General features: G+C 59.8%; 15 protein-coding genes. 4 read left to right on the forward strand and 11 right to left on the reverse strand.

All coding sequences use genetic code 11. From position 1 onward, the window contains the following. Positions 1–109: 109 nt before the first annotated feature. Both ACMGE0_RS08835 and ACMGE0_RS08840 read right to left on the reverse strand, forming a co-directional pair. Positions 110–994 (reverse strand): helix-turn-helix domain-containing protein, encoded by an 885-nt coding sequence (locus ACMGE0_RS08835; protein WP_436815466.1) that lies wholly within the window; start codon positions 992–994, stop codon positions 110–112. Positions 995–1,075: 81 nt separating this feature from the next. Continuing rightward, positions 1,076–2,794 carry an ABC transporter ATP-binding protein gene (locus ACMGE0_RS08840; RefSeq protein WP_436815467.1) on the reverse strand — a complete coding sequence of 573 codons (1,719 nt, stop codon included), beginning with the start codon at positions 2,792–2,794 and terminating at the stop codon, positions 1,076–1,078. Between the two features lie 115 nt (positions 2,795–2,909). Between ACMGE0_RS08840 and ACMGE0_RS08845 the strand changes: the two genes are divergently transcribed. Next, positions 2,910–3,725 carry an ATP-binding cassette domain-containing protein gene (locus ACMGE0_RS08845; RefSeq protein WP_436815519.1) on the forward strand — a complete coding sequence of 272 codons (816 nt, stop codon included), beginning with the start codon at positions 2,910–2,912 and terminating at the stop codon, positions 3,723–3,725. Positions 3,726–3,748: 23 nt separating this feature from the next. Here ACMGE0_RS08845 and ACMGE0_RS08850 read toward each other — a convergent pair whose 3' ends face one another. Continuing rightward, complete coding sequence (locus tag ACMGE0_RS08850; RefSeq protein WP_436815468.1) at positions 3,749–4,045, reverse strand: hypothetical protein; 297 nt, start codon at positions 4,043–4,045, stop codon at positions 3,749–3,751. 160 nt (positions 4,046–4,205) lie between these two features. Continuing rightward, the gene (locus ACMGE0_RS08855; RefSeq protein WP_436815469.1) at positions 4,206–5,009 is read right to left on the reverse strand and encodes a class I SAM-dependent methyltransferase; all 804 of its coding nucleotides are present in this window, start codon (positions 5,007–5,009) and stop codon (positions 4,206–4,208) included. A gap of 342 nt (positions 5,010–5,351) precedes the next feature. On the opposite strand from ACMGE0_RS08855, the gene gmd reads away from it, so the two are divergent. The 3 genes from gmd (at position 5,352) to ACMGE0_RS08870 (ending at position 10,168) form a co-directional block, all read left to right on the forward strand. After that, positions 5,352–6,422 carry a GDP-mannose 4,6-dehydratase gene (gene gmd / locus ACMGE0_RS08860; RefSeq protein WP_436815520.1) on the forward strand — a complete coding sequence of 357 codons (1,071 nt, stop codon included), beginning with the start codon at positions 5,352–5,354 and terminating at the stop codon, positions 6,420–6,422. Beyond that, positions 6,406–7,380 (forward strand): GDP-L-fucose synthase family protein, encoded by a 975-nt coding sequence (locus tag ACMGE0_RS08865; protein ID WP_436815470.1) that lies wholly within the window; start codon positions 6,406–6,408, stop codon positions 7,378–7,380. The genes gmd and ACMGE0_RS08865 overlap by 17 nt, the downstream gene beginning before the upstream one ends. 343 nt (positions 7,381–7,723) lie before the next feature. After that, complete coding sequence (locus tag ACMGE0_RS08870; protein ID WP_436815471.1) at positions 7,724–10,168, forward strand: glycosyl hydrolase family 28-related protein; 2,445 nt, start codon at positions 7,724–7,726, stop codon at positions 10,166–10,168. Between the two features lie 347 nt (positions 10,169–10,515). Here ACMGE0_RS08870 and ACMGE0_RS08875 read toward each other — a convergent pair whose 3' ends face one another. The 7 genes from ACMGE0_RS08875 to ACMGE0_RS08905 form a co-directional block, all read right to left on the reverse strand. Next, positions 10,516–10,839, reverse strand: a complete 324-nt coding sequence (locus ACMGE0_RS08875) for a hypothetical protein (protein ID WP_436815472.1) — start codon at positions 10,837–10,839, stop codon at positions 10,516–10,518. 20 nt (positions 10,840–10,859) lie between these two features. Beyond that, a complete protein-coding gene (locus tag ACMGE0_RS08880) occupies positions 10,860–12,116 on the reverse strand; it encodes a polysaccharide biosynthesis/export family protein (protein WP_436815473.1) in 1,257 nt (418 codons plus the stop codon). Positions 12,117–12,120: 4 nt separating this feature from the next. Then, positions 12,121–14,277, reverse strand: coding sequence for a GumC family protein (locus ACMGE0_RS08885; protein WP_436815474.1), 2,157 nt, complete (start codon positions 14,275–14,277; stop codon positions 12,121–12,123). A gap of 46 nt (positions 14,278–14,323) precedes the next feature. After that, the gene (locus ACMGE0_RS08890) at positions 14,324–15,094 is read right to left on the reverse strand and encodes a helix-turn-helix transcriptional regulator (RefSeq protein WP_436815475.1); all 771 of its coding nucleotides are present in this window, start codon (positions 15,092–15,094) and stop codon (positions 14,324–14,326) included. A gap of 97 nt (positions 15,095–15,191) precedes the next feature. Next, positions 15,192–15,845 carry a PIG-L deacetylase family protein gene (locus ACMGE0_RS08895; protein ID WP_436815476.1) on the reverse strand — a complete coding sequence of 218 codons (654 nt, stop codon included), beginning with the start codon at positions 15,843–15,845 and terminating at the stop codon, positions 15,192–15,194. Beyond that, positions 15,842–16,654, reverse strand: a complete 813-nt coding sequence (locus tag ACMGE0_RS08900; protein ID WP_436815477.1) for a glucose-1-phosphate cytidylyltransferase — start codon at positions 16,652–16,654, stop codon at positions 15,842–15,844. Before ACMGE0_RS08900 ends, ACMGE0_RS08895 begins: the two co-directional genes overlap by 4 nt. After that, positions 16,651–17,943, reverse strand: coding sequence for a methyltransferase domain-containing protein (locus tag ACMGE0_RS08905; protein ID WP_436815478.1), 1,293 nt, complete (start codon positions 17,941–17,943; stop codon positions 16,651–16,653). Before ACMGE0_RS08905 ends, ACMGE0_RS08900 begins: the two co-directional genes overlap by 4 nt. Positions 17,944–18,151: the final 208 nt, after the last annotated feature.

Here is an 18,151-nt window from a genome sequence, read left to right on the forward strand (position 1 = left end):
ATAAGGTGAGTGATTAACTCAATTTAATCTTTGCGGCTTGGCCTGATCGGCTGCAATTGAACGGTTTTGGGCGAATTTAACGGCCGTGGGCAAATCTTTGCAGAAGCGGTCAGGTCCGCTTCGCCTTTCTCCAACGGGCGGGCGTGGTCCCCACATGCTTACGGAAGACCCGGGTGAAATGCGCCTGATCGGAAAAGCCCGTCTCGGCGGCGACGGAGGTCAGTGGCTGGTCGTCGGCCACCAGCAGTTCCTTGGCCCGGTCGAGGCGGGCGTTCGTCTGCCATTCGTGGGGCGCCATGCCGGTGGAGGCCTTGAAGGAATGGCTGAAATGCGATTGCGACAGGCCGGTGAGCTCGGCGAGCTCCTGCAGACGGATGTTGCGCATGCAGTTCTCGGTGATGAAATCGGTGGCGCGCCGGAGCTGCCACGAGGCGAGGGAGCCGCGCTTGCGCGGCGGCGTCTTCATCATCTTCAGAACGTCGATGACGAGCGCCACCGCCAGCCCGTCGCCGTAGAGGTCGTGCAGTGGATCGGGACTGGCGATCTCGCCGGCGATCAGTTCGGCAAGCGCCATGACGCGCTGGTCGAAGAACAGGAGCTGCGGGTCCTTGAGCTTCTTCGGATCGATCTCCTCCATCAGCCGCCTGCTGACGACATCCGCATCGAAATGAATGTCGAGATGGCGCACGGACTGGACCTCGGTAATGTCCACCCAGAGGTCCATCTCGGCCGGAATGTAGGAGATCGGGCTTTCACGCCTGTCCTGCGGAGCGCCGTGCGCCTTCGGCGAGAGCTTGACGGACGGCCGCCCCCGGCCGCGATGGTCGAGCAGGATGAAGAGGCGCGGATCGCGGGCCACATAATATCCGCCCGCATAGGCCGCGCATTCCACGTCCCAGAGATCCGCGGTGATCCCGTTCCAATGGCGGCGGCGAAGCCCGCCGATGACCGAAAAACCTTCGATCCTGTTCTGCATCCGCGGCTGGAACGTCATCCGGATACCCCGCACTTCAATAAAACATGTATTGTTTTATCAAGTTTTGCTCTGGCCATCAACGGCATGTTCAAGCCTGCTTCAAAGGCCGCCGACCTGCGCCGCATGCAGCCGGTTATAGGCGCCGCGCCGGGCGATCAGATCCTGATGCGTTCCCTGTTCGACGATGCCGCTGCCGTCGATGACGACGATGCGGTCGGCGCCCTGGATGGTAGCGAGCCGGTGCGCGATGATCAGCGTTGTGCGGCCTTCCGAAAGCTCGGCGAGCGAGCGTTGGATGGCGCGTTCCGTCTCCGTGTCGAGCGCGGAAGTCGCCTCGTCGAGGATCAGGATCGGCGGGTTCTTCAAAAACATGCGGGCAATTGCGATGCGTTGCTTCTGGCCGCCGGAGAGTTTCACGCCGCGCTCGCCGATCAGGGTGTCGAGGCCGTCCGGCAGTCCTGCGAGCATCTCTTCGAGCCGCGCCCGGCGCGCCGCTTCGACGATCTCCTTTTCGCTGGCGCCGAGCCGGCCATAGGCGATGTTTTCGCGGATCGTGCCGCCGAACAGGAAGACGTCCTGCTGCACGATGCCGATCTGCTGGCGCAGTGAAACCTTGGTCATCTTGCGGATGTCGATGCCGTCGATGGTGATGCCGCCCGAACCGATCTCGTAGAAGCGCGGCAGGAGCGAACAGATGGTTGTCTTGCCGGCGCCCGAGGGCCCGACGAAGGCGATCGTCTCGCCGGCGCGGATCGCCAGGTCGACGTCCTTCAGCACCGGCTTTTCCGGATTGTAGCCGAAGGAGACGTTCTCATAGGCGATCTCGCCCTTGAGGTGGCCGACCTCGACCGCATCCGGCGCATCTGCGATGTCCGGCTCCGTATCGATGAGTTCGGTGAAACGCCGGAAGCCGGCAATGCCTTTCGGATAGGTCTCGATCACCGAATTGATCTTCTCGACGGGGCGGAAGAAGACGCCGACGAGCAGCAGGAAGCCGATGAAGCCGCCGGCGGTGAGCTCGCCCGACAGCACGAAATAGGCGCCTGCGATCATCACCACCATCTGGGTCAGCCGCATGCTCATGTAGCTGAGCGAGCTGCTGGCGGCCATCAGCTTATAGGCTTCGAGCTTCACGCGCCGGTAGTTCTGGTTGTCCTTTTCGAAGAGCGTGCGCTCGTACTGCTCGTTGGCGAAGGCCTGCACCACGCGGATGCCGCCGACATTCTCCTCGATGCGCGTGTTGAAATCGCCGACACGGCTGAAGAGCCGGCGGAAATTATCGGTCATGCGGCTGCCGAAATGGCTTGTCACCCAGGCCGTCAGCGGCACGATGACCGCGGTGATCAGCGCAAGCTGCCAGTTCACCGAGAACATCAGCATGAGCGCGCCTGCAAAGGTCATCAGCGCGATGAAGAGGTCCTCCGGCCCGTGATGGGCGACCTCGCCGATTTCTTCGAGATCCTTGGTAAGACGGCCGACGATATGGCCGGTCTTCTGGTTGTCGAAATAGCTGAAGGATAGCTTCTGGAGATGGTTGAACGCGGCCCGGCGCATGTCGGTCTCGATATTGATGCCGAGCATATGTCCCCAATAGGTGACGATCGCCATCAGGCCGGTATTGACCGCATAAATGACGAGAAGCCCCGCTGACGCGAGCAGAATCAGCGTCCATTCCTGGCTCAGGAGCAGCCGATCGACGAACAGCTTCACCGCCATCGGGAAAGCAAGCTCGAGCACGCCCGAAAGGACGGCGCAGGCGAAATCGAGGACGAAAAGCCCACGATATGGCCGGTAATAGGAGAAGAAACGGCGAAGCATTCAGACCTTCATTGCAAAATCACTGTCGGGGCGCGGTTGACCGCCGGAACGAAATTGGCGAAACATGACCCGATTTCTCCATATTCGAAAAGCAGACCGAATGGATAGTACCCTTATGTCGCCGCATGACGATCGGCGCGCAGCCGCAGACAAAAACGGTTCTTTTTTATCGCTGCGCGATGTCAGTTTCGCGATAGAGGGGCGAGTCCTTCTGCATCCGCTTACCCTCGATCTTGCCGCAGGTAAATCCATCGCGTTGATTGGTCATAACGGCTCGGGAAAATCGACACTCCTGAAGCTCATCGGCCGCCAGCAGGCGCCGAGCGGCGGTGCGATCCGTTTCGAGGGCAAGCCGCTGGAAGGCTGGGGCGCCCGTGCCTTTGCCCGCAGGCTCGCCTATCTGCCGCAGCGCACGCCCGCTGCACCCGGCATGCTGGTCAAGGAACTGGTGGCGCTCGGTCGCTACCCCTGGCATGGCGCGCTCGGCCGATTCAGCGCGGCCGACCGGGCGAAGGTCGACGAGGCGATAGAACTCACCGGCATCGGCGGCTTTGCGGAGCGGATGGTGGACAGCCTGTCCGGCGGCGAACGCCAGCGTGTCTGGCTTGCCATGCTGGTGGCGCAGGATGCGGTCTGCCTTCTGCTCGACGAGCCGATTTCGGCGCTCGACATCGGCCACCAGCTCGAAGTCCTGTCGCTCACCCACGAGCTCTGCCGCGAAAAAGGCATCACGGTCATCACCGTGCTGCATGACGTGAACATGGCGGCGCGTTTTTGCGACGAGATCATTGCGCTGCATTCCGGCCGGCTGATCGCCCACGGCACGCCGGAAGACGTCATGACGCCGGACGGGCTCGCCCGCATCTATGATGTTCGCATGGACGTCATCCAGCAGCCGTCCAGCGGCAGGCTGGTGGCGCTGGCGCAATAGGGGTGCGGAAGCGAATTCTGACCTTACTGCTTCCTGATCAGCTTGTTGACGACGAGGCCGACAACCACCTGAACGATGATGCCGGCAACGCCGCCGCCGACGAGCTGGCCCGCAAGCGCCGCGAAGTCGACGCCTCCGGCGGCGGCTGCACCACCGGCACCGAGGAGCGAGCCGAGGATCGAACCGCCACCCACGCCCCCGACGGCGCCGGCGATCAGGTTGCCGATCTGGCCGAGGTCGGAATCCTTGAGTATCTTGCCGCCTGCGGCTCCGCCGACGGCGCCGCCAATAAGCTGAGCGATAAGACTTGAAATATCCATGATAACCCCCCTTTAGTCTGATTCGACAATTAGTAGTTCAGCATATAAATACTGCAAAACCAATGATGATTTTATGATCTGCCGGAGAATACGGGCACCATTACCAAGCATTCCCAGAGCAGGCATCCCCAATGGCACGCTTTTGCGATATCGCCACGGCCTAATGCAGTTCGGAAGACGGCGGTTTGTGGTTGATCTTCCAGGCCTCGGCATCGTGCGTCTTGAAGCAGCGCTCGGACCGCGAGGGTTCTGCAACGAGCACGACATTCGGACTGAACATCTTCGGTATGAAGGAGAACGGCAGGCTGCTTATCTCCCGCATGGGCGCGTTCACGCGGATGATCTGCGCCAGACATCGCCAATCAAAACCCTGATGGGAGACGTGATGCGAAGGCACGCGGTCCAACTGATACAGACCCGCCCAGAAGGTTTCGCGGATGTTGCCGGACTGCCTGTCGTAGCCCATCAGAGCCGAGCCCCAGTTCTTGATCCATACGGCGGGTCCGATCTCCACGGGAACGGTGACGAGAAAGACCCGCGGTCTCACGATCCCGCAGACATGTTCGACGATCCTCATCACGCGGTTCAGCGGAATATGCTCGAGCGTCTCGAGCGCAACGACCATATCCGCATCGATTGAATGGTAGAACGTCTCCTCGGACGCATCGCCCAAAGCGAAGTGGCAATTGCTGAGATGTCCGTAGCGCGCTTTGGCCGCATCGATGAATGTCGGATCATAATCGATGCCGACATAGTCGACATCGAAGCTTTCGCGTATGTGGCCGACCGCGCTTCCAGGTCCGCAACCAATATCCAGGATCCGTATCCTGCGGTCACCGATTTCCCGCGCGAGACCGCCCAGCACCTCGATGAGCTTTCTGTAGCGTCCTGCATGGAGAAAGCGCGTAAGCCAGTTGTAGTTCTGAACGGCTTCGTAGGTCGTCGTCGTTTGGGCTTGTGCCATTATAAAGTCCCCTATGGATCGACAACGGCAACGCAAGATCAGGCGGTACTGCCCCAACGCCCCTATTCAACCGCCGGATCAACCGTCCGATCATCGCATGTCCGGTTGATGCGGCAAGGTGGCCAAAAGCGATAGTTGTGATGAGCGCTCGTCTTCCGCCTACTTCCCTCGGTGGAGGGGCGTTAGCTCTGGGTTGCAAGGATGCATCCGGGGCATCCGATCGGCGAGGTGCGGGCGTACTTCCATCCTTCCTTTTGGCAAGCTGGTCGGTCTGCGGTTCCTCTTTATAGTTTTCCGTGGCAACCGCTCGGGGGCCGCGTCTCAAATGGGGAGAGCCGGCTTATGGCGGATAAAGTGGCATTGATCATTGGCGTAACCGGACAGGACGGCGCCTATCTCAGCGAACTGTTGCTGTCCAAGGGCTACATAGTGCATGGCCTGAAACGGCGGTCGTCGTCATTCAACACCGCCCGCGTCGATCACCTCTATTCCGATCCACACAAGAAAGACGTCCGGTTTCACCTGCATTTCGGCGATCTGACCGATGCGACGAATCTATGCCGGGTCATCCAGGAAGTCAGGCCCGACGAGATATACAATCTGGGCGCGCAGAGCCATGTGCAGGTGAGTTTCGAGACGCCGGAATACACAGCCAACGCCGATGCGCTGGGAACGCTCCGGCTGCTCGAAGCCATGCGGATCCTGAAGCTTGGCAAGACCTGCCGTTTCTACCAGGCCTCCACATCCGAGCTCTTCGGCGGCATAGGCGAGGTGCCGCAGCACGAAGGGACGCGCTTTTATCCGCGCAGCCCCTATGCCGCGGCCAAACTCTACGCCTACTGGATGACCGTGAACTATCGGGAAGCCTATGGCTTTCATGCCTCGAACGGCATTCTGTTCAACCACGAAAGCCCTATTCGCGGCGAAACCTTCGTGACGCGGAAGATCTCGCGCGGCGTCGCCGCGATCGAGCGCGGCCTGATGCGGAAATTGTATCTCGGCAACCTGGATGCCAAGCGCGACTGGGGGCATGCACGCGATTATGTCGATGGAATGTGGCGTATTCTCCAGCAGGAGGAACCCGACGATTACGTGCTCGCGACCGGCGAGGCCCACACCGTGCGCGAATTCGTCGAGCTGGCATTCGGCGTCGTCGGCAAGCGTATCGAATGGGATGGGAACGGGATCGAGGAAGTTGGCTTCGACGCCAAAAGCGGCAACCCGCTCATTGAAATAGACCCGCGCTATTTCCGCCCGACCGAAGTCGATTTCCTGCTGGGTAATCCGAGCAAGGCGCACAAGAAACTCAATTGGCAGCATGCCACGCCGTTCGATCATCTCGTTTCGGAAATGGTGGAAGCTGATCTGCGGACTGTTATGCGCGAGGAGGGGCGTAATGATTTCACTGGCTAATCCCGGAGGGGAAATATTCAGTCTCAAGGGTAAGCGCGTCTGGGTCGCCGGCCACAACGGGCTGGTGGGATCGGCGCTGGTGCAACGGCTGGAGCAGGAAGAGTGCACCATTTTGAAGGTGTCGCACAGCGAACTCGACCTGACCCGCCAAGCTGATACCGAAAGGTGGATGGCGAAGTTTCGGCCGGAGGTCATTCTGGTCGCGGCCGCAAAAGTGGGAGGCATTGCCGCCAATTCGGCCTATCCCGCCGACTTTCTGTATATCAACGCGATGATTGCGATGAACATCATGAAGGCGGCCACCGACATCGGAACGGAAAAGCTGCTGTGGATGGGATCGAGCTGCATCTATCCGAAATTTGCAGCGCAACCGATCGATGAACATGCGCTGCTGACGGGGCCTCTCGAACCGACGAATGAGCCCTACGCGATCGCCAAGATCGCGACGCTCAAGCTCGCCCAGGCCTATGCCGCCCAATACGGCACCCGGTCGATCTCGGTGATGCCCACGAACCTCTACGGACGGAACGACAATTTCGACCCGCAAGGATCGCATGTCATCCCGGCCATGGTGAGGAAGATGCATGATGCGAAGGTGGCCGGCAGCGAAACCGTTGCGGTATGGGGCACAGGAAACCCCTTGCGCGAATTCCTGCATGTCGACGATCTTGCCGATGCCTGCGTGCTGTTGATGAAGACTCAGACGCATCTCCAGCTCATCAATGTCGGTTCGGGGCAGGAAGTCTCCATCAGCGACCTTGCCTATCTCGTGGCGGATATTGTCGGCTACAGGGGACAGATCGTCTTCGACAGCAGCAAGCCCGACGGCACGCCGAGGAAGCGTCTCAACAGCCTGCGCTTGCATGCATTGGGCTGGGCGCCAAAGGTCGACCTGAGAAGCGGGATCGAGGATCTCTACCAACACTGGCAGCACGCGGGGCCGGTGCCGGCAGAATAAATCCCGGGCCTCTGTGCGGGAGGACTGAGCATGTTCATTTCGGAGGACACGTATATTCGTCTCGAAAGGGAGTGGCTGGAGATGAGGCGGGGAACACAGGCTTTCCCCATCTCGATCGTCACTCCAGCCTCTCGGGAAGCGAAGACCGGGTGCGACAGGCGGAAAATCGCCTCGGGCGAAACGGACCCGCAGGATCCGGCGAAATCGCCGCAGTGATATCCGACCGCCTGTCTTCATCCGGCAGACCCGCAGGCCCGCGGCCGTGGCGGTCCGGGCCGGCCGCGATTTGCCGAATAGTGTCTGTTGTTCGGCGCAGCGGCAGATGTGTATCCGGGAGGGCAAGATGAAACGCCGGTCTGTTTTTGTTTTGCTCTTCTTGCTCTCCCTGACGATCATAGCGCTCTCTCATTCGCCGTCCACCGATCGCCTTGTGACAGGAGCGGTGTCGTTGACGGCCGGCCGGGCCGATCCCCGCCATTTCGGGTTGCCAGTCCCGGTTCCGGAGCCGGAACCGCCGCTCGGCGTCGATGCTTTCGACCCTCCATTTTATGAAGCCAACGCCTCGGCACCGGCGATCGCCGAAATGTCGGCGACGGCCGATCGGGACGAGGTCGTCTCGATGACCGGCGTCGCGCTCGACGGCGAAACCGTCTTCGACGTGTTTTCACAAGCGCCCACGGCGCCGGACGGTCAGATCACGACCGTGGCGCCCTTGCTGAAGGACGGCACGGCCGCCACCTTGCTGCTTCCTCCGGCATTGCCGTCCTGGTCCATGTATCTTATCTGGCCGCGGCGTGGCGCATTTCAGGGACCGGCCTTGGCGATCAATCGTACCGAGGCGTGGTGGGTGGGCCCGGACAAGGGAACGCCCGGAACCGTCGTCTCGGTCTATGGCCGGAATCTCGCGCGGTCCAACGGAGCGGCCGAGGCTCATATCTACATCAAGCCGGTCGGCGGTTCCGGCTGGTATCTCAGGCCGACATCGGTGAACCCTTTCAGGGTGAGTTTCGAAATTCCCGACCTGCCTTCCGCCGTATACGAAATCTGGATGCATAACGGCCATGGCGGCCGCTTTGGCTGGAGCGGGCCGTTGAGGCTCGACGTCCTTTCTCAGTCGCCATGGGCCGGCCAGGAGGACAAAGTCATCAGCGTGAAAGGCTTCGGCGCGGCTGGAAACGGTGTCGCGGACGACACCTTCGCGATCGAGCAGGCGCTTCAGGCGGCCGCTGCGGCGGCACCTGCGACGGTCCATTTTCCCGCCGGCACATATCTCGTCACCTCACCGCTGCAGGCGCCCGCCAATGTCGCCTGGACCGGCGAGGGGATGGACGAGACGGAAATCCGCCTCGGGCGGAATATCGGTCAGAGCATGGTCGTCAGCCAGGACGACAACGTGCAGTTCAGGCAAATCACCCTGAACGGCAATGGCGGGATCGCAGACAAGCCGCTTCTGAGGCTTTTCTCGGCACGGGATACCAGACTGGAGGCGATGCGGATCAACGCCTGGGGCGCCGCCGCGCTCGATGCCCAGGATGCTTCCGGCCTTTTCATTCATGCCTCCGAATTGATCGAGAACGGCTCCTTTTACGGAACCAGCCGCCAGGTCTTCCTGTCGGAGAACCGGTTCCGGATGACCGGATATGGCGAATCCGTCGTCGCCCTGTGGGGCGGAAGAGACTTTTCGATGATCGGCAACGAGTTGACCAACGCCGACGAAAGCCGCGACGACGGTCACGGTATCGGCCGCTTCTTCGTCGCGCAGGCACATTTCGGGAGCCTGCGCAATCTCCATTGGGAAAAGAACGTGTCCCGCAACGCCGCACCCCACGACTGCAGGAAGGTCGATTGCAACAAGGGCGAACAGATATGTTTCGAGATTGTCGGGAGCATGATGAAGAAAGACTTCGTCCGCGCTTCGGCGGATTCCGTCACCTTCCGCTCGCTGGCCGATTGGGGAAAGCCCGTCGCCAGCGGCCGGGATCTGGTGATCATCGGCGGCAGAGGTGCGGGCCAGCATCGTCACATCACCTCGGTCAACGGATCGACTGTCACTATCGAGTCCCCCTGGAACGTCATCCCGGACAGGACGAGCCGTTTCGCCTTGGCTGCGACCGCGTCACGGGCGGTGATCTACAACAACACCTTCGAGGGGCGGGCGAGCTTCAGCGAGCACGACTCCGATTCTACCGGCGTGCTTCTCTATGGAAACGTCTATGACGTCGTGGTCGACAGCAACGACATTTCCCAGATGCGGCATGGGATGATGACCGTCGCACTTGATTCCACGTACGGCCTCAGCCCCTATTTCCTCCAATACTCGAATAACCGGGTGTCCCGGAGCAATAGCGGCCTCTATGTCGGCACGACATTTGCGGATTCGGGTGTTGCGGGCATCTGGGGCGGCCTCGGCAATGTCTATCGCAAGAACAGCTTCGACGACATCGCCTATATCGGCGTCGAATACGAGACCTGGGACCACGACGGATCGGACTACAATGGCACCGTCTTCGACGGAAACCGGTTCACCAATCTGCGCTACGGGTTTGTCGATGGCTACAAGCTCATGTGGACCCATGACGGTGTCTTCAAGGCTGCGCCGTCGAGCCGGCCGAGAAGGTTCAATACGATCCTGCACCGCAATCACTTCCATCGCGGCTCGGCGAGACTCGAAGGCAGCAAAGGTTTTTTGACGATGCATCCCGACAACACCTGGCTGAACATCGGCTCCACCTGGGAAGGGTTCGCGTCGGGCAATGCGGGACCCGATCTCCGCTCCGGCGACCGCTGAAATCGCCCGAGAGCCTCCGGGCGCTGTTCACGGTATACATAGTCCGAAGTGGATGAGGGCTCGCCCCGGGGTGAGGGCGAGCCCACCCGACCTCCGACCGTGATGCCGGACGCCCACCGGGGCAAGCAGGCGTAGCGGGTAATTCAAACAAGGCCCCGAAACCGGATTCCATTCAATTTATCTATTAGAAGTATCTCTCTTCGGCATGTCGGAACTGGTGAGCGAATTGTGTACATGTATACGTCCCTGTCATGCCGATAAGCATTAGGGCGGTGCTGCTACGGTCACTCGGTCGGGGAAAGGAGCGCAAAATGGTTTCGGACAGCGCTGTCTCGAAGCGTTGGCGATCATTGCCGGACAGGCGGCGCGGGCATTGTCGTGCTTTCGAGCATTCCCGAATGAAGCGAGCGCCAGGCCCGCACGTCGTCCCCGGTGATCCAGATGCGCCCGTCGAACGCGATCGCTTCGCTTTCGATTTTTTCGATCGCTATTTCGGCAAAGAATTCGAGATATTGCGCGAGCCGTGAGGCATCGCACTGAGGAGGAGATTGAATGTCGGTCAGCGCGTCGTGAGTGACCTGCACGGGCCGACTATCCTTGCCGTCGCTCATGATGATGAGCGCATCCTGCCCGACCATGTGGTATTTGAGGGGAATAATCGTCGATCTCATCCCAGCCTCCGGGGGCCATGCTAATTGACCTTTGCGGTGGCGGAGCGGCCGGCCGGAACGAGACTGACGCGGACGACGTCGCCGGCCTGTATGCGCGTATGCTCGTTCACGGTCTCTTCCCGGTATTCGCCGTTCAGCTGGCGCACGACCGAAAACTTTGTCTCGATCATTTCTTCGAGGCTGCTCACGCGTCTTGCCGACGCGCCGATCTCGGCGATCATCTGCAGGGTGAAAGCCATTTTCCGCCGCAGCCGCGCCATATCCAGTTCGATCTCTCTCAGTTCGGTCGCGGCGTCATTGTGACGTTTGCTTTCCAGCTCCAGGATCCGCCGCTCGACCTCGTTCTTGTTCTGCTGCGCACGGGCCAGGAAGGAGCTGGTTTCAAGCAATTGCTGGTTCATCGCCAGGAGCTCGCGCTTGCGTTCTCTCAGTGCCGATTGGGAGGCCGCCCCCCGCGTCACGAGTTCCTCCGAGGCATTGACGTCGAGCCCCAGGAGCTGAAACTGCTCGTTGCGCAGGGAGGTACTCTTTTCGAGCGTGTCTATTTCCTGGATGAAGCTCTGCCGCTGGCTCTCGAGGTTGATCTTTTCGTCCCGCATGACCGAGAGCCGAAGGTTATAGAGGCTCAGCTCCGCATCGACGATCTTCTGGACGATGGCAGGATCCTTCGTCAGCCCGATTTCGTTGATCTTGTACTGGAATTCTGCATTGTTCAGCTCTGCCTCAAGCCGAGCGCGCTTGACGTCCTGCGACAGCAGCTGCAGCGACATATCTTCGTATTCCTGCTGTGCCGATATGAGCTGGATGCCCGATATATCCGTCCGCGCTGCCGGTTCGCGCAATCCACCGCCGAGCGAAAAGAGCTCTAGCACGATCATGCCTGGGCGATATTCGTATTTGCCGGGCTTCTGGACGTCACCCACGATGAAAATCGGCGCATATTCCTTGACGGCGACGGCGACCGACCGGTTGGCCAGGTGAGGTGCCAGATTGCGGCCGATCTGAGCGCCGATTTCGTCGACTGTCTTGTCGAGGACCTGGACGTTGCCGAGAATGGGATAGCCGATGGTGCCGTCTACGCTCACCGGGAAAAGCCCGGTCAAGCCGTTGTCGCCATACACGGATATCATCAGCACGTCGCCGACGGTGACCCTGTAGGCCGGAATATCCGACGCAGATGTCTGCATCGGGAAGAGGAGGGGAATCAGGAGGAGAGCGTGCCTGAGCCCGAATTGCCGGCATGGGCGTGAGCGTTCGGTAAGGAGAGTGGAGCGCATGTTTTCACCTCGCATTCGAAACCACGATTGAAGGGCGGGGGGTGAATGCCGGCTTTTGTCCGGACGTGCCCTTTGCTCCAAACATCCCCCTCAAGCGCGACCGGCGCCGCTGTTTCTGCCGTCGAACGCCATTGAGGATGATGCCGATGACATGCCTGCCGGCCACACGCAGCTTGATAACCGCATTTTCGATGTCTGCGCTGTCGCCGATCCCGCTTCTGACCACGAAGGCGATGGTGTCTGCCAGGCTCGCGATCCGCAACAGATCGAGGTCGTGCGATGCCGACGGCGCATCGATCAGTACGAACTCGTAGCGTTGCCGCATCTCCGAGATGAGCGCGGCAAACCCTTTGTTCCCCAAGATGAAATCGGGCGGCGCGGTGTCCGCGGGGGCGGCGATGATGTCCACGCCGGAGGCCGGATCGCGCTGGATGACCTCGTCGAACGATATCTCGCGGGAAATCGCACGGGCGAGGTGAGGCGAGGGCTGAGCTTGGAACTCCCGGGCAAGCCCCGGATTTCTCAGATTGGCATCGACAACGAGTAGTTTGACGCCGCTCAAAGCAAGCGATCTGGCCAGATTCGCGACGACGAACGTCTTGCCTTCGTGATCGGTAGACGACGTGAACGCGATGACGCGGGCCCGGTCTTCGGAGAGCTGGATATACGCTTTGAGGTCGGCTACGGCGCCGTCGAAATCTGCTGTGCCGCTGCCGGGTTTGCCGGATCTGCTCCGGACTTCTCTAGGTGGAATGCGAGGGATGCGGCCGATGACGGCGAGGCCGGTCTTCTGTTGAAGAGCGGAAACGGAACTGATCGATCTATCCATGAAATTCAGGACGAGTGCGGCCGCCAGGCCGGTGCTCATCCCGAGTAGAAGCGCCGCCAAACCCCACAGTCTCGCATCCGGGCTGGTGGGTTTGCGGTTCGGCATGGCGCGCGAGATGATCCTCGCCTCGGCGGTGGCGATGCCGTCCTGCTCGATGGTTTGCTTGTAGCGCGCAAGATACGTCTCGTAGATGGAGCGGTTCGCGGCGGCTTCGCGGTCGAGCTGGGCGGATTGAACAACGGCCATGTTGGTTGCCGATATCGCCCGTTGCACATCTTTGAGCCTGGCCTCGACCTCTCCCTGCTGTTTTTCATTGATTGCGATCTCATTTCGCAGGCTGTCGATGACCTGCGAAACCTCCTGGCTGACCTGCTTGTTCAGCGATGCGAGCTGGGAGGTAAGTTGCGGCAGCTGCGGGTTCATGCGCGCGCCGCTTTCGTCGATTTCAGCGATCGCCCGGATGACGCGGGCCTGTTCGGCGCGCAGGAGCTGGATCGTCGGCGACGAAAGAACCTCGGTCAAACCAACCCCGTCACCGCTTTGTTGAACCTCGAGAGCGGTTGCAAGGCGTGCCTTGGATCCGGCAAGCTTCGCCTGCAAGGAGGTCAATTCGACGTTCAGTCCGGAGAGGCGCTGCGCCTGCAGCGTGATGCCGCCGGTGTCGATCAGCCCCGATTTCTCGCGAAATTCCGTTGCCTCTTTCTCCGATTCCTCAAGCTTGGTGCGAAGGCTGCCGAGACGCTCGCCGAGCCACTCGCTGACGCGGCGCGTTGCCGTGGTCTGGAGGTCGATCTGGTAGTCGATATAGGCTTCGCCGAAGGCGTTGGCGACCATGGCCGCGTAGGCCGGTTCGCTCGCATAGTAGGAAATATAGATGGTATACGAGCGCCCATCGTTCATGACGCGAACGTTCGTCAGCAGCTCGTCTATCATCTTCTGAGCTTCGGCATCCTTCCGGATAGCGCCCGGTTCGCTGGACAGCCGGGCGAATTTGCCCTGCTGACTATTGGGCGGATTGGCCTTTTGAAGGTCGATGAGAACCCGCTCGGCCATGGATCTGGAGCCGATGATGTCGAGTTCCGTACGAAGGACCGGACTTTCCTGCGGCAGAGGCGAAACAACCGATTCAGTCGGCAAAGCCTGAAGTTTGCGCACATCGAGCGCCAGGATCGCCTCCGACTTATACCGGGTCGGGCTGCGCGAATAGCCGAATGCAGCGATGGCAAAGCTCGCGAGCATGCAAAGCAGGACAACTTTTCGGTGCTCCCAGACGATGGCGAGGAGGCGAGGAATTCCGTCCTGCTCTGCAGGAGGCGACGACGACTGGATCATTGCTGTACCCGCTGTAAACCGACGTTGATATGCCTCAAAAGCGCGACTAACGTTCGCAAACCATATCGCCGATCTTGCAGGCCACTTCAGTTCGATTGGTCGCGCCGAGCTTCTTCATGATATTGCGGATATGCACTTTGATTGTGCTTTCGCAGAGGTTGAGCTCCGACGCGATGACCTTGTTCGCCTTGCCGCAACGCAACGCCTCCGCAATGGCGGATTGCCGGGTGGTGAACTTCATGGACGGTATGGTTCTGCGCGACGATGAAACGCCGAGAAGCTCCCGTATGTTGAGGACGCTGCTTGCCGGTATGAACCTGCCGCCGGCGATCGCAAGGCTGATCGCCTGGATGCACACGTCTATGCTGACGGAGCTCGGCACGTAGCCTCGGACGCCAAGCCCGATAATGTCGAGAACCGTGTTGATCTCCTGGTTGTCGGACAGCACCACCACCGCGGCCGGAGCCACTGCCGCAACGAGTTCCGCGATTTCGGCGACCAATTGCTGATCGCTGGCCGCGCAGTTGCCGGCATTGAAAAGCACCGCCGAGGGTATTCCGAGATCGGCTTTGGCCTGTTGCCATTCTCCAAGGCTGGAGAAGGTGAAGACCTTTCGGTCGATGTGATGATAGTCAAGCCCGTGTGCCAGGCATTCCCGCTCCAGCGTTCGCCGGTCTATGAGGGCGATGTATCCCCGGTCGGTCCGATTTCGACGATCGAGTTCATAGTCCCCTATGTCGCATTGCAGTGATGCCGCTCCCAGCTCATCGTATTTGTCGAGCCGAATAGCACTGTAGACCCCATTGCCATCAATCATTACACGTACTCCCCCTACTGTGACATGAGATACCCGGATGAATGCGAATTTCCTTCTTTCAGCAGGCAGAATGCCAACGGCATCGGCTCGTTGAACATCAGGCCAGGACGAATTTTCTGACGGTAAACGCCTCCGCAAAACGGGCCGGCGCGCGGCATTCCATGCCTCGCAGACGCGCCAGGCCTCTGAAGGTTTCCGCATCGAACCAGTCTTTGGATCTCTGCGTGCCGAAATGCTCGAGCAGAAGCGCCACCTTCATGTTCAAGGCGTCTTCGCTCAGCGGCACATAGGTGTTGCGTCTGCAGAAATCCCCGTCCCACTTCGGAATTTCATACTCCATCACCAGATGATCGCGAAAAACGTTTGTCGTTAACTTATTGATTTCGCGGTGATCTTGATGGGCGTCCTCACCGCTGTGCGTAAAGATGACGTCTGGATGGACCCTCTCGCGAAGCGCCAGCAGCCAGGATTTGATTTCGCGGCTTTGGCTCGGGAAGAAGCTGTCCTGGAATGCGCCGAGTTCGATGGAATAGGAAGCCGCTCGTTGCAGGAATGCTTCGGCGGATCTCCGCGCTTCGGCGGCACGTTCGTTGCCGGCGCTCAGCACGCACCAGTGCACGTCGAGCTGCACGCCCTCCGCAAGCAGGCTGAGGATCGTCCCCCCGGCGCCGATTTCGATGTCGTCGGAATGGGCCCCGAGGCAAAGCACGGAAAGCCGGTCGCCGGGTGCCGCCAGAGATATCTTCCTCATGGGAGCTGCACCGTGGCGCGAGCGGTTGCTCTTTGTGCGGCATGACGCTTTATCCACGGCATGTCGCCGCGCTCCACCATGGCCTCCAGGGTCTGCCAGTCGCGCAGCGTATCCATGGATCGCCAGAAGCCCTCGTGCTTGTAGGCCATGAGCTTGTCTTCGGCGATCAGGCGGGCGAAGGGTTCGAGCACGAGCTCCTCGCCATCGCGCATGTAGTCGAAGATCTCGCTCCGCATCAGGAAATAGCCGCCGTTGATCCACATGTCGGACGTCTCGGACGATCTGAACTCCCTGACCCGCCCATTCTCCTCGATGTCGGCAAGGTGGTAGGTCAAAGGAGGCCGCACGGCGAGGAAGCACGCGAGCTTGTCGCTTTTCTCGAACTGCTCGATCATGTCGTCGAGATCGACGTCCGTCAGGCCATCGCTGTAATTCGCCAGGAATATCTTCTCATTGATGACATGGTTGCGCACGGCCCACAGTCGTTCGCCGATATTGCGCCAGATGCCGGTATCGATCAGCGACACACGCCAATCCTTCGGCGGCCCTCCGAGCATTTCGACGCGGCCCGAGCTCGATATGGTGCAGTCGGCATAGCTTTCCGGCCTGCTGTTGAGGAAGAAGTCCTTGATGGCGGCCGCCTTGTAGCCGAGGCAGAGGATGAAATCGTCGTGGCCGAAGCTCGAATAATACTCCATCACGTGACGCATGATCGGTTGAGATCCGAGCGGGATGAGAGGCTTGGGAACGCTTTCCGAATATTCCCTGATGCGCGTACCTCTGCCGCCGCAAAACAAAACGACCTTCATTGTCCGAGCTCCTTCGGATCGATGATGGAGACGTCGGGTATAGGAACAACGAACTTGCCGCCCCACTCGCCGATACCCTTCATCTGGCTGACGATTTCGTTCTTGAGGTTCCAAGGCAGAATAAGGATGTAGTCCGGTTTGGCGCGTTCGATCTCGCTGACGGGCTTGATCGGGATATGCATTCCCGGCGTGAAACGGCCGTGCTTGTACGGATTGCGGTCGACCGCAAAATCGATGAAATCCGTGCCGATGCCGCAATAGTTGAGCAGGGTATTGCCCTTGCCTGGCGCACCATACGCACAGATGGATTTGCGCATCTCCTTGAGGCGGATGAGGAAGGACAGAAGGTTTCGTTTTGTCCGGCGCACCGCCGCGGCGAATGCGGTGTAAGTCTCGATGCGGTCGAGCTGGCATTCGCGCTCGCGTTCCAGCAGCGCATCCACACGGGGCTCGCGCCGCATCGCGTTGGAGGCATGGGTGAGGTAAACCCGCAGCGATCCGCCATGGGTCGGCAGTTCCTCGACGTCGAACACTTTCAGCCCGTGGCGCTCCGCCATCTTTTCGATGGTCAGAAGCGAGAAATAGGAAAAATGCTCGTGATAGATCGTATCGAACTGGTTTTCCTCGATCAGCCTGGCGATGTGCGGAAATTCGAGCGTTATCGCGCCTGACGGCTTGAGCAGAACTTTCATTCCGGCGACGAAGTCGTTGAGATCGGGCACCTGGGCGAGAACGTTGTTCCCGATGATGAGATCGGCTTGCCTTCCTTCCGCGACCATCTGTTTCGCGAGCGCCTTGCCGAAGAAGTCCGTGAGGGTCGGAATGCCCTTTTCCACCGCCACTTTCGCGACGTTGATGGCGGGCTCGATGCCAAGGATGGGAATGTCCTTCTCCAGGAAATGCTGGAGGAGATAACCGTCGTTGCTGGCGATCTCGACGACGAAGCTGTCGCGATCCAGCGACAGCCGCTCGATTGCGAGCTCGCAATATCGCCTCGCATGCGCAACCCAGCTATCCGAATAGGAGGAGAAATACGCATATTCCTCGAAAATGTCCTCGGGTGCGACATATTCCCCAAGTTGCACGAGGAAGCATTCGCTGCAAACGAAAGCGTGCAGCGGATAGTAGGGCTCCATATTGTTGACGGCAGCGGCAGGTACAAAACTCTCGCACGGTGGCGACATTCCGAGATCGACGAATGTATGTTCGAGCGGCGTGCCACACAGTCGGCACAGTCCTATATTTCGCGCGTTATCCACACTGAAGGAAACCTCAGTCCCACCATTCATCTGACACCCCTGAGTTGCTTTTCAGCCGATCGGCCGTTTTTATCGTTAGTTCGCAATTTATTATGGAAAGAGAGGTGAAGCGAGACTGTATTCTGGTAGGGGACATCATCCAAAAGCCGTATTAGGATGAGTTTTATTAGCAAGCCTACAGTTCTGTGCGGATTCCGACCTTGGAGCGGTCATGGCCGTAAACTACCAAATACAACTT

The sequence above is a fragment of the Neorhizobium descurainiae genome, from assembly GCF_051400715.1.
GTDB lineage: Bacteria > Pseudomonadota > Alphaproteobacteria > Rhizobiales > Rhizobiaceae > Neorhizobium.

Bases quoted from the DNA above. Each gene is read 5' to 3' on its own strand.
- ACMGE0_RS08835 (WP_436815466.1), bottom strand. From the start codon at position 994: ATGACGTTCCAGCCGCGGATGCAGAACAGGATCGAAGGTTTTTCGGTC.
- ACMGE0_RS08840 (WP_436815467.1), bottom strand. From the start codon at position 2,794: ATGCTTCGCCGTTTCTTCTCCTATTACCGGCCATATCGTGGGCTTTTC.
- ACMGE0_RS08845 (WP_436815519.1), top strand. From the start codon at position 2,910: ATGTCGCCGCATGACGATCGGCGCGCAGCCGCAGACAAAAACGGTTCT.
- ACMGE0_RS08850 (WP_436815468.1), bottom strand. From the start codon at position 4,045: ATGGATATTTCAAGTCTTATCGCTCAGCTTATTGGCGGCGCCGTCGGC.
- ACMGE0_RS08855 (WP_436815469.1), bottom strand. From the start codon at position 5,009: ATGGCACAAGCCCAAACGACGACGACCTACGAAGCCGTTCAGAACTAC.
- gmd (WP_436815520.1), top strand. From the start codon at position 5,352: ATGGCGGATAAAGTGGCATTGATCATTGGCGTAACCGGACAGGACGGC.
- ACMGE0_RS08865 (WP_436815470.1), top strand. From the start codon at position 6,406: ATGATTTCACTGGCTAATCCCGGAGGGGAAATATTCAGTCTCAAGGGT.
- ACMGE0_RS08870 (WP_436815471.1), top strand. From the start codon at position 7,724: ATGAAACGCCGGTCTGTTTTTGTTTTGCTCTTCTTGCTCTCCCTGACG.
- ACMGE0_RS08875 (WP_436815472.1), bottom strand. From the start codon at position 10,839: ATGAGATCGACGATTATTCCCCTCAAATACCACATGGTCGGGCAGGAT.
- ACMGE0_RS08880 (WP_436815473.1), bottom strand. From the start codon at position 12,116: ATGCGCTCCACTCTCCTTACCGAACGCTCACGCCCATGCCGGCAATTC.
- ACMGE0_RS08885 (WP_436815474.1), bottom strand. From the start codon at position 14,277: ATGATCCAGTCGTCGTCGCCTCCTGCAGAGCAGGACGGAATTCCTCGC.
- ACMGE0_RS08890 (WP_436815475.1), bottom strand. From the start codon at position 15,094: ATGATTGATGGCAATGGGGTCTACAGTGCTATTCGGCTCGACAAATAC.
- ACMGE0_RS08895 (WP_436815476.1), bottom strand. From the start codon at position 15,845: ATGAGGAAGATATCTCTGGCGGCACCCGGCGACCGGCTTTCCGTGCTT.
- ACMGE0_RS08900 (WP_436815477.1), bottom strand. From the start codon at position 16,654: ATGAAGGTCGTTTTGTTTTGCGGCGGCAGAGGTACGCGCATCAGGGAA.
- ACMGE0_RS08905 (WP_436815478.1), bottom strand. From the start codon at position 17,943: ATGAATGGTGGGACTGAGGTTTCCTTCAGTGTGGATAACGCGCGAAAT.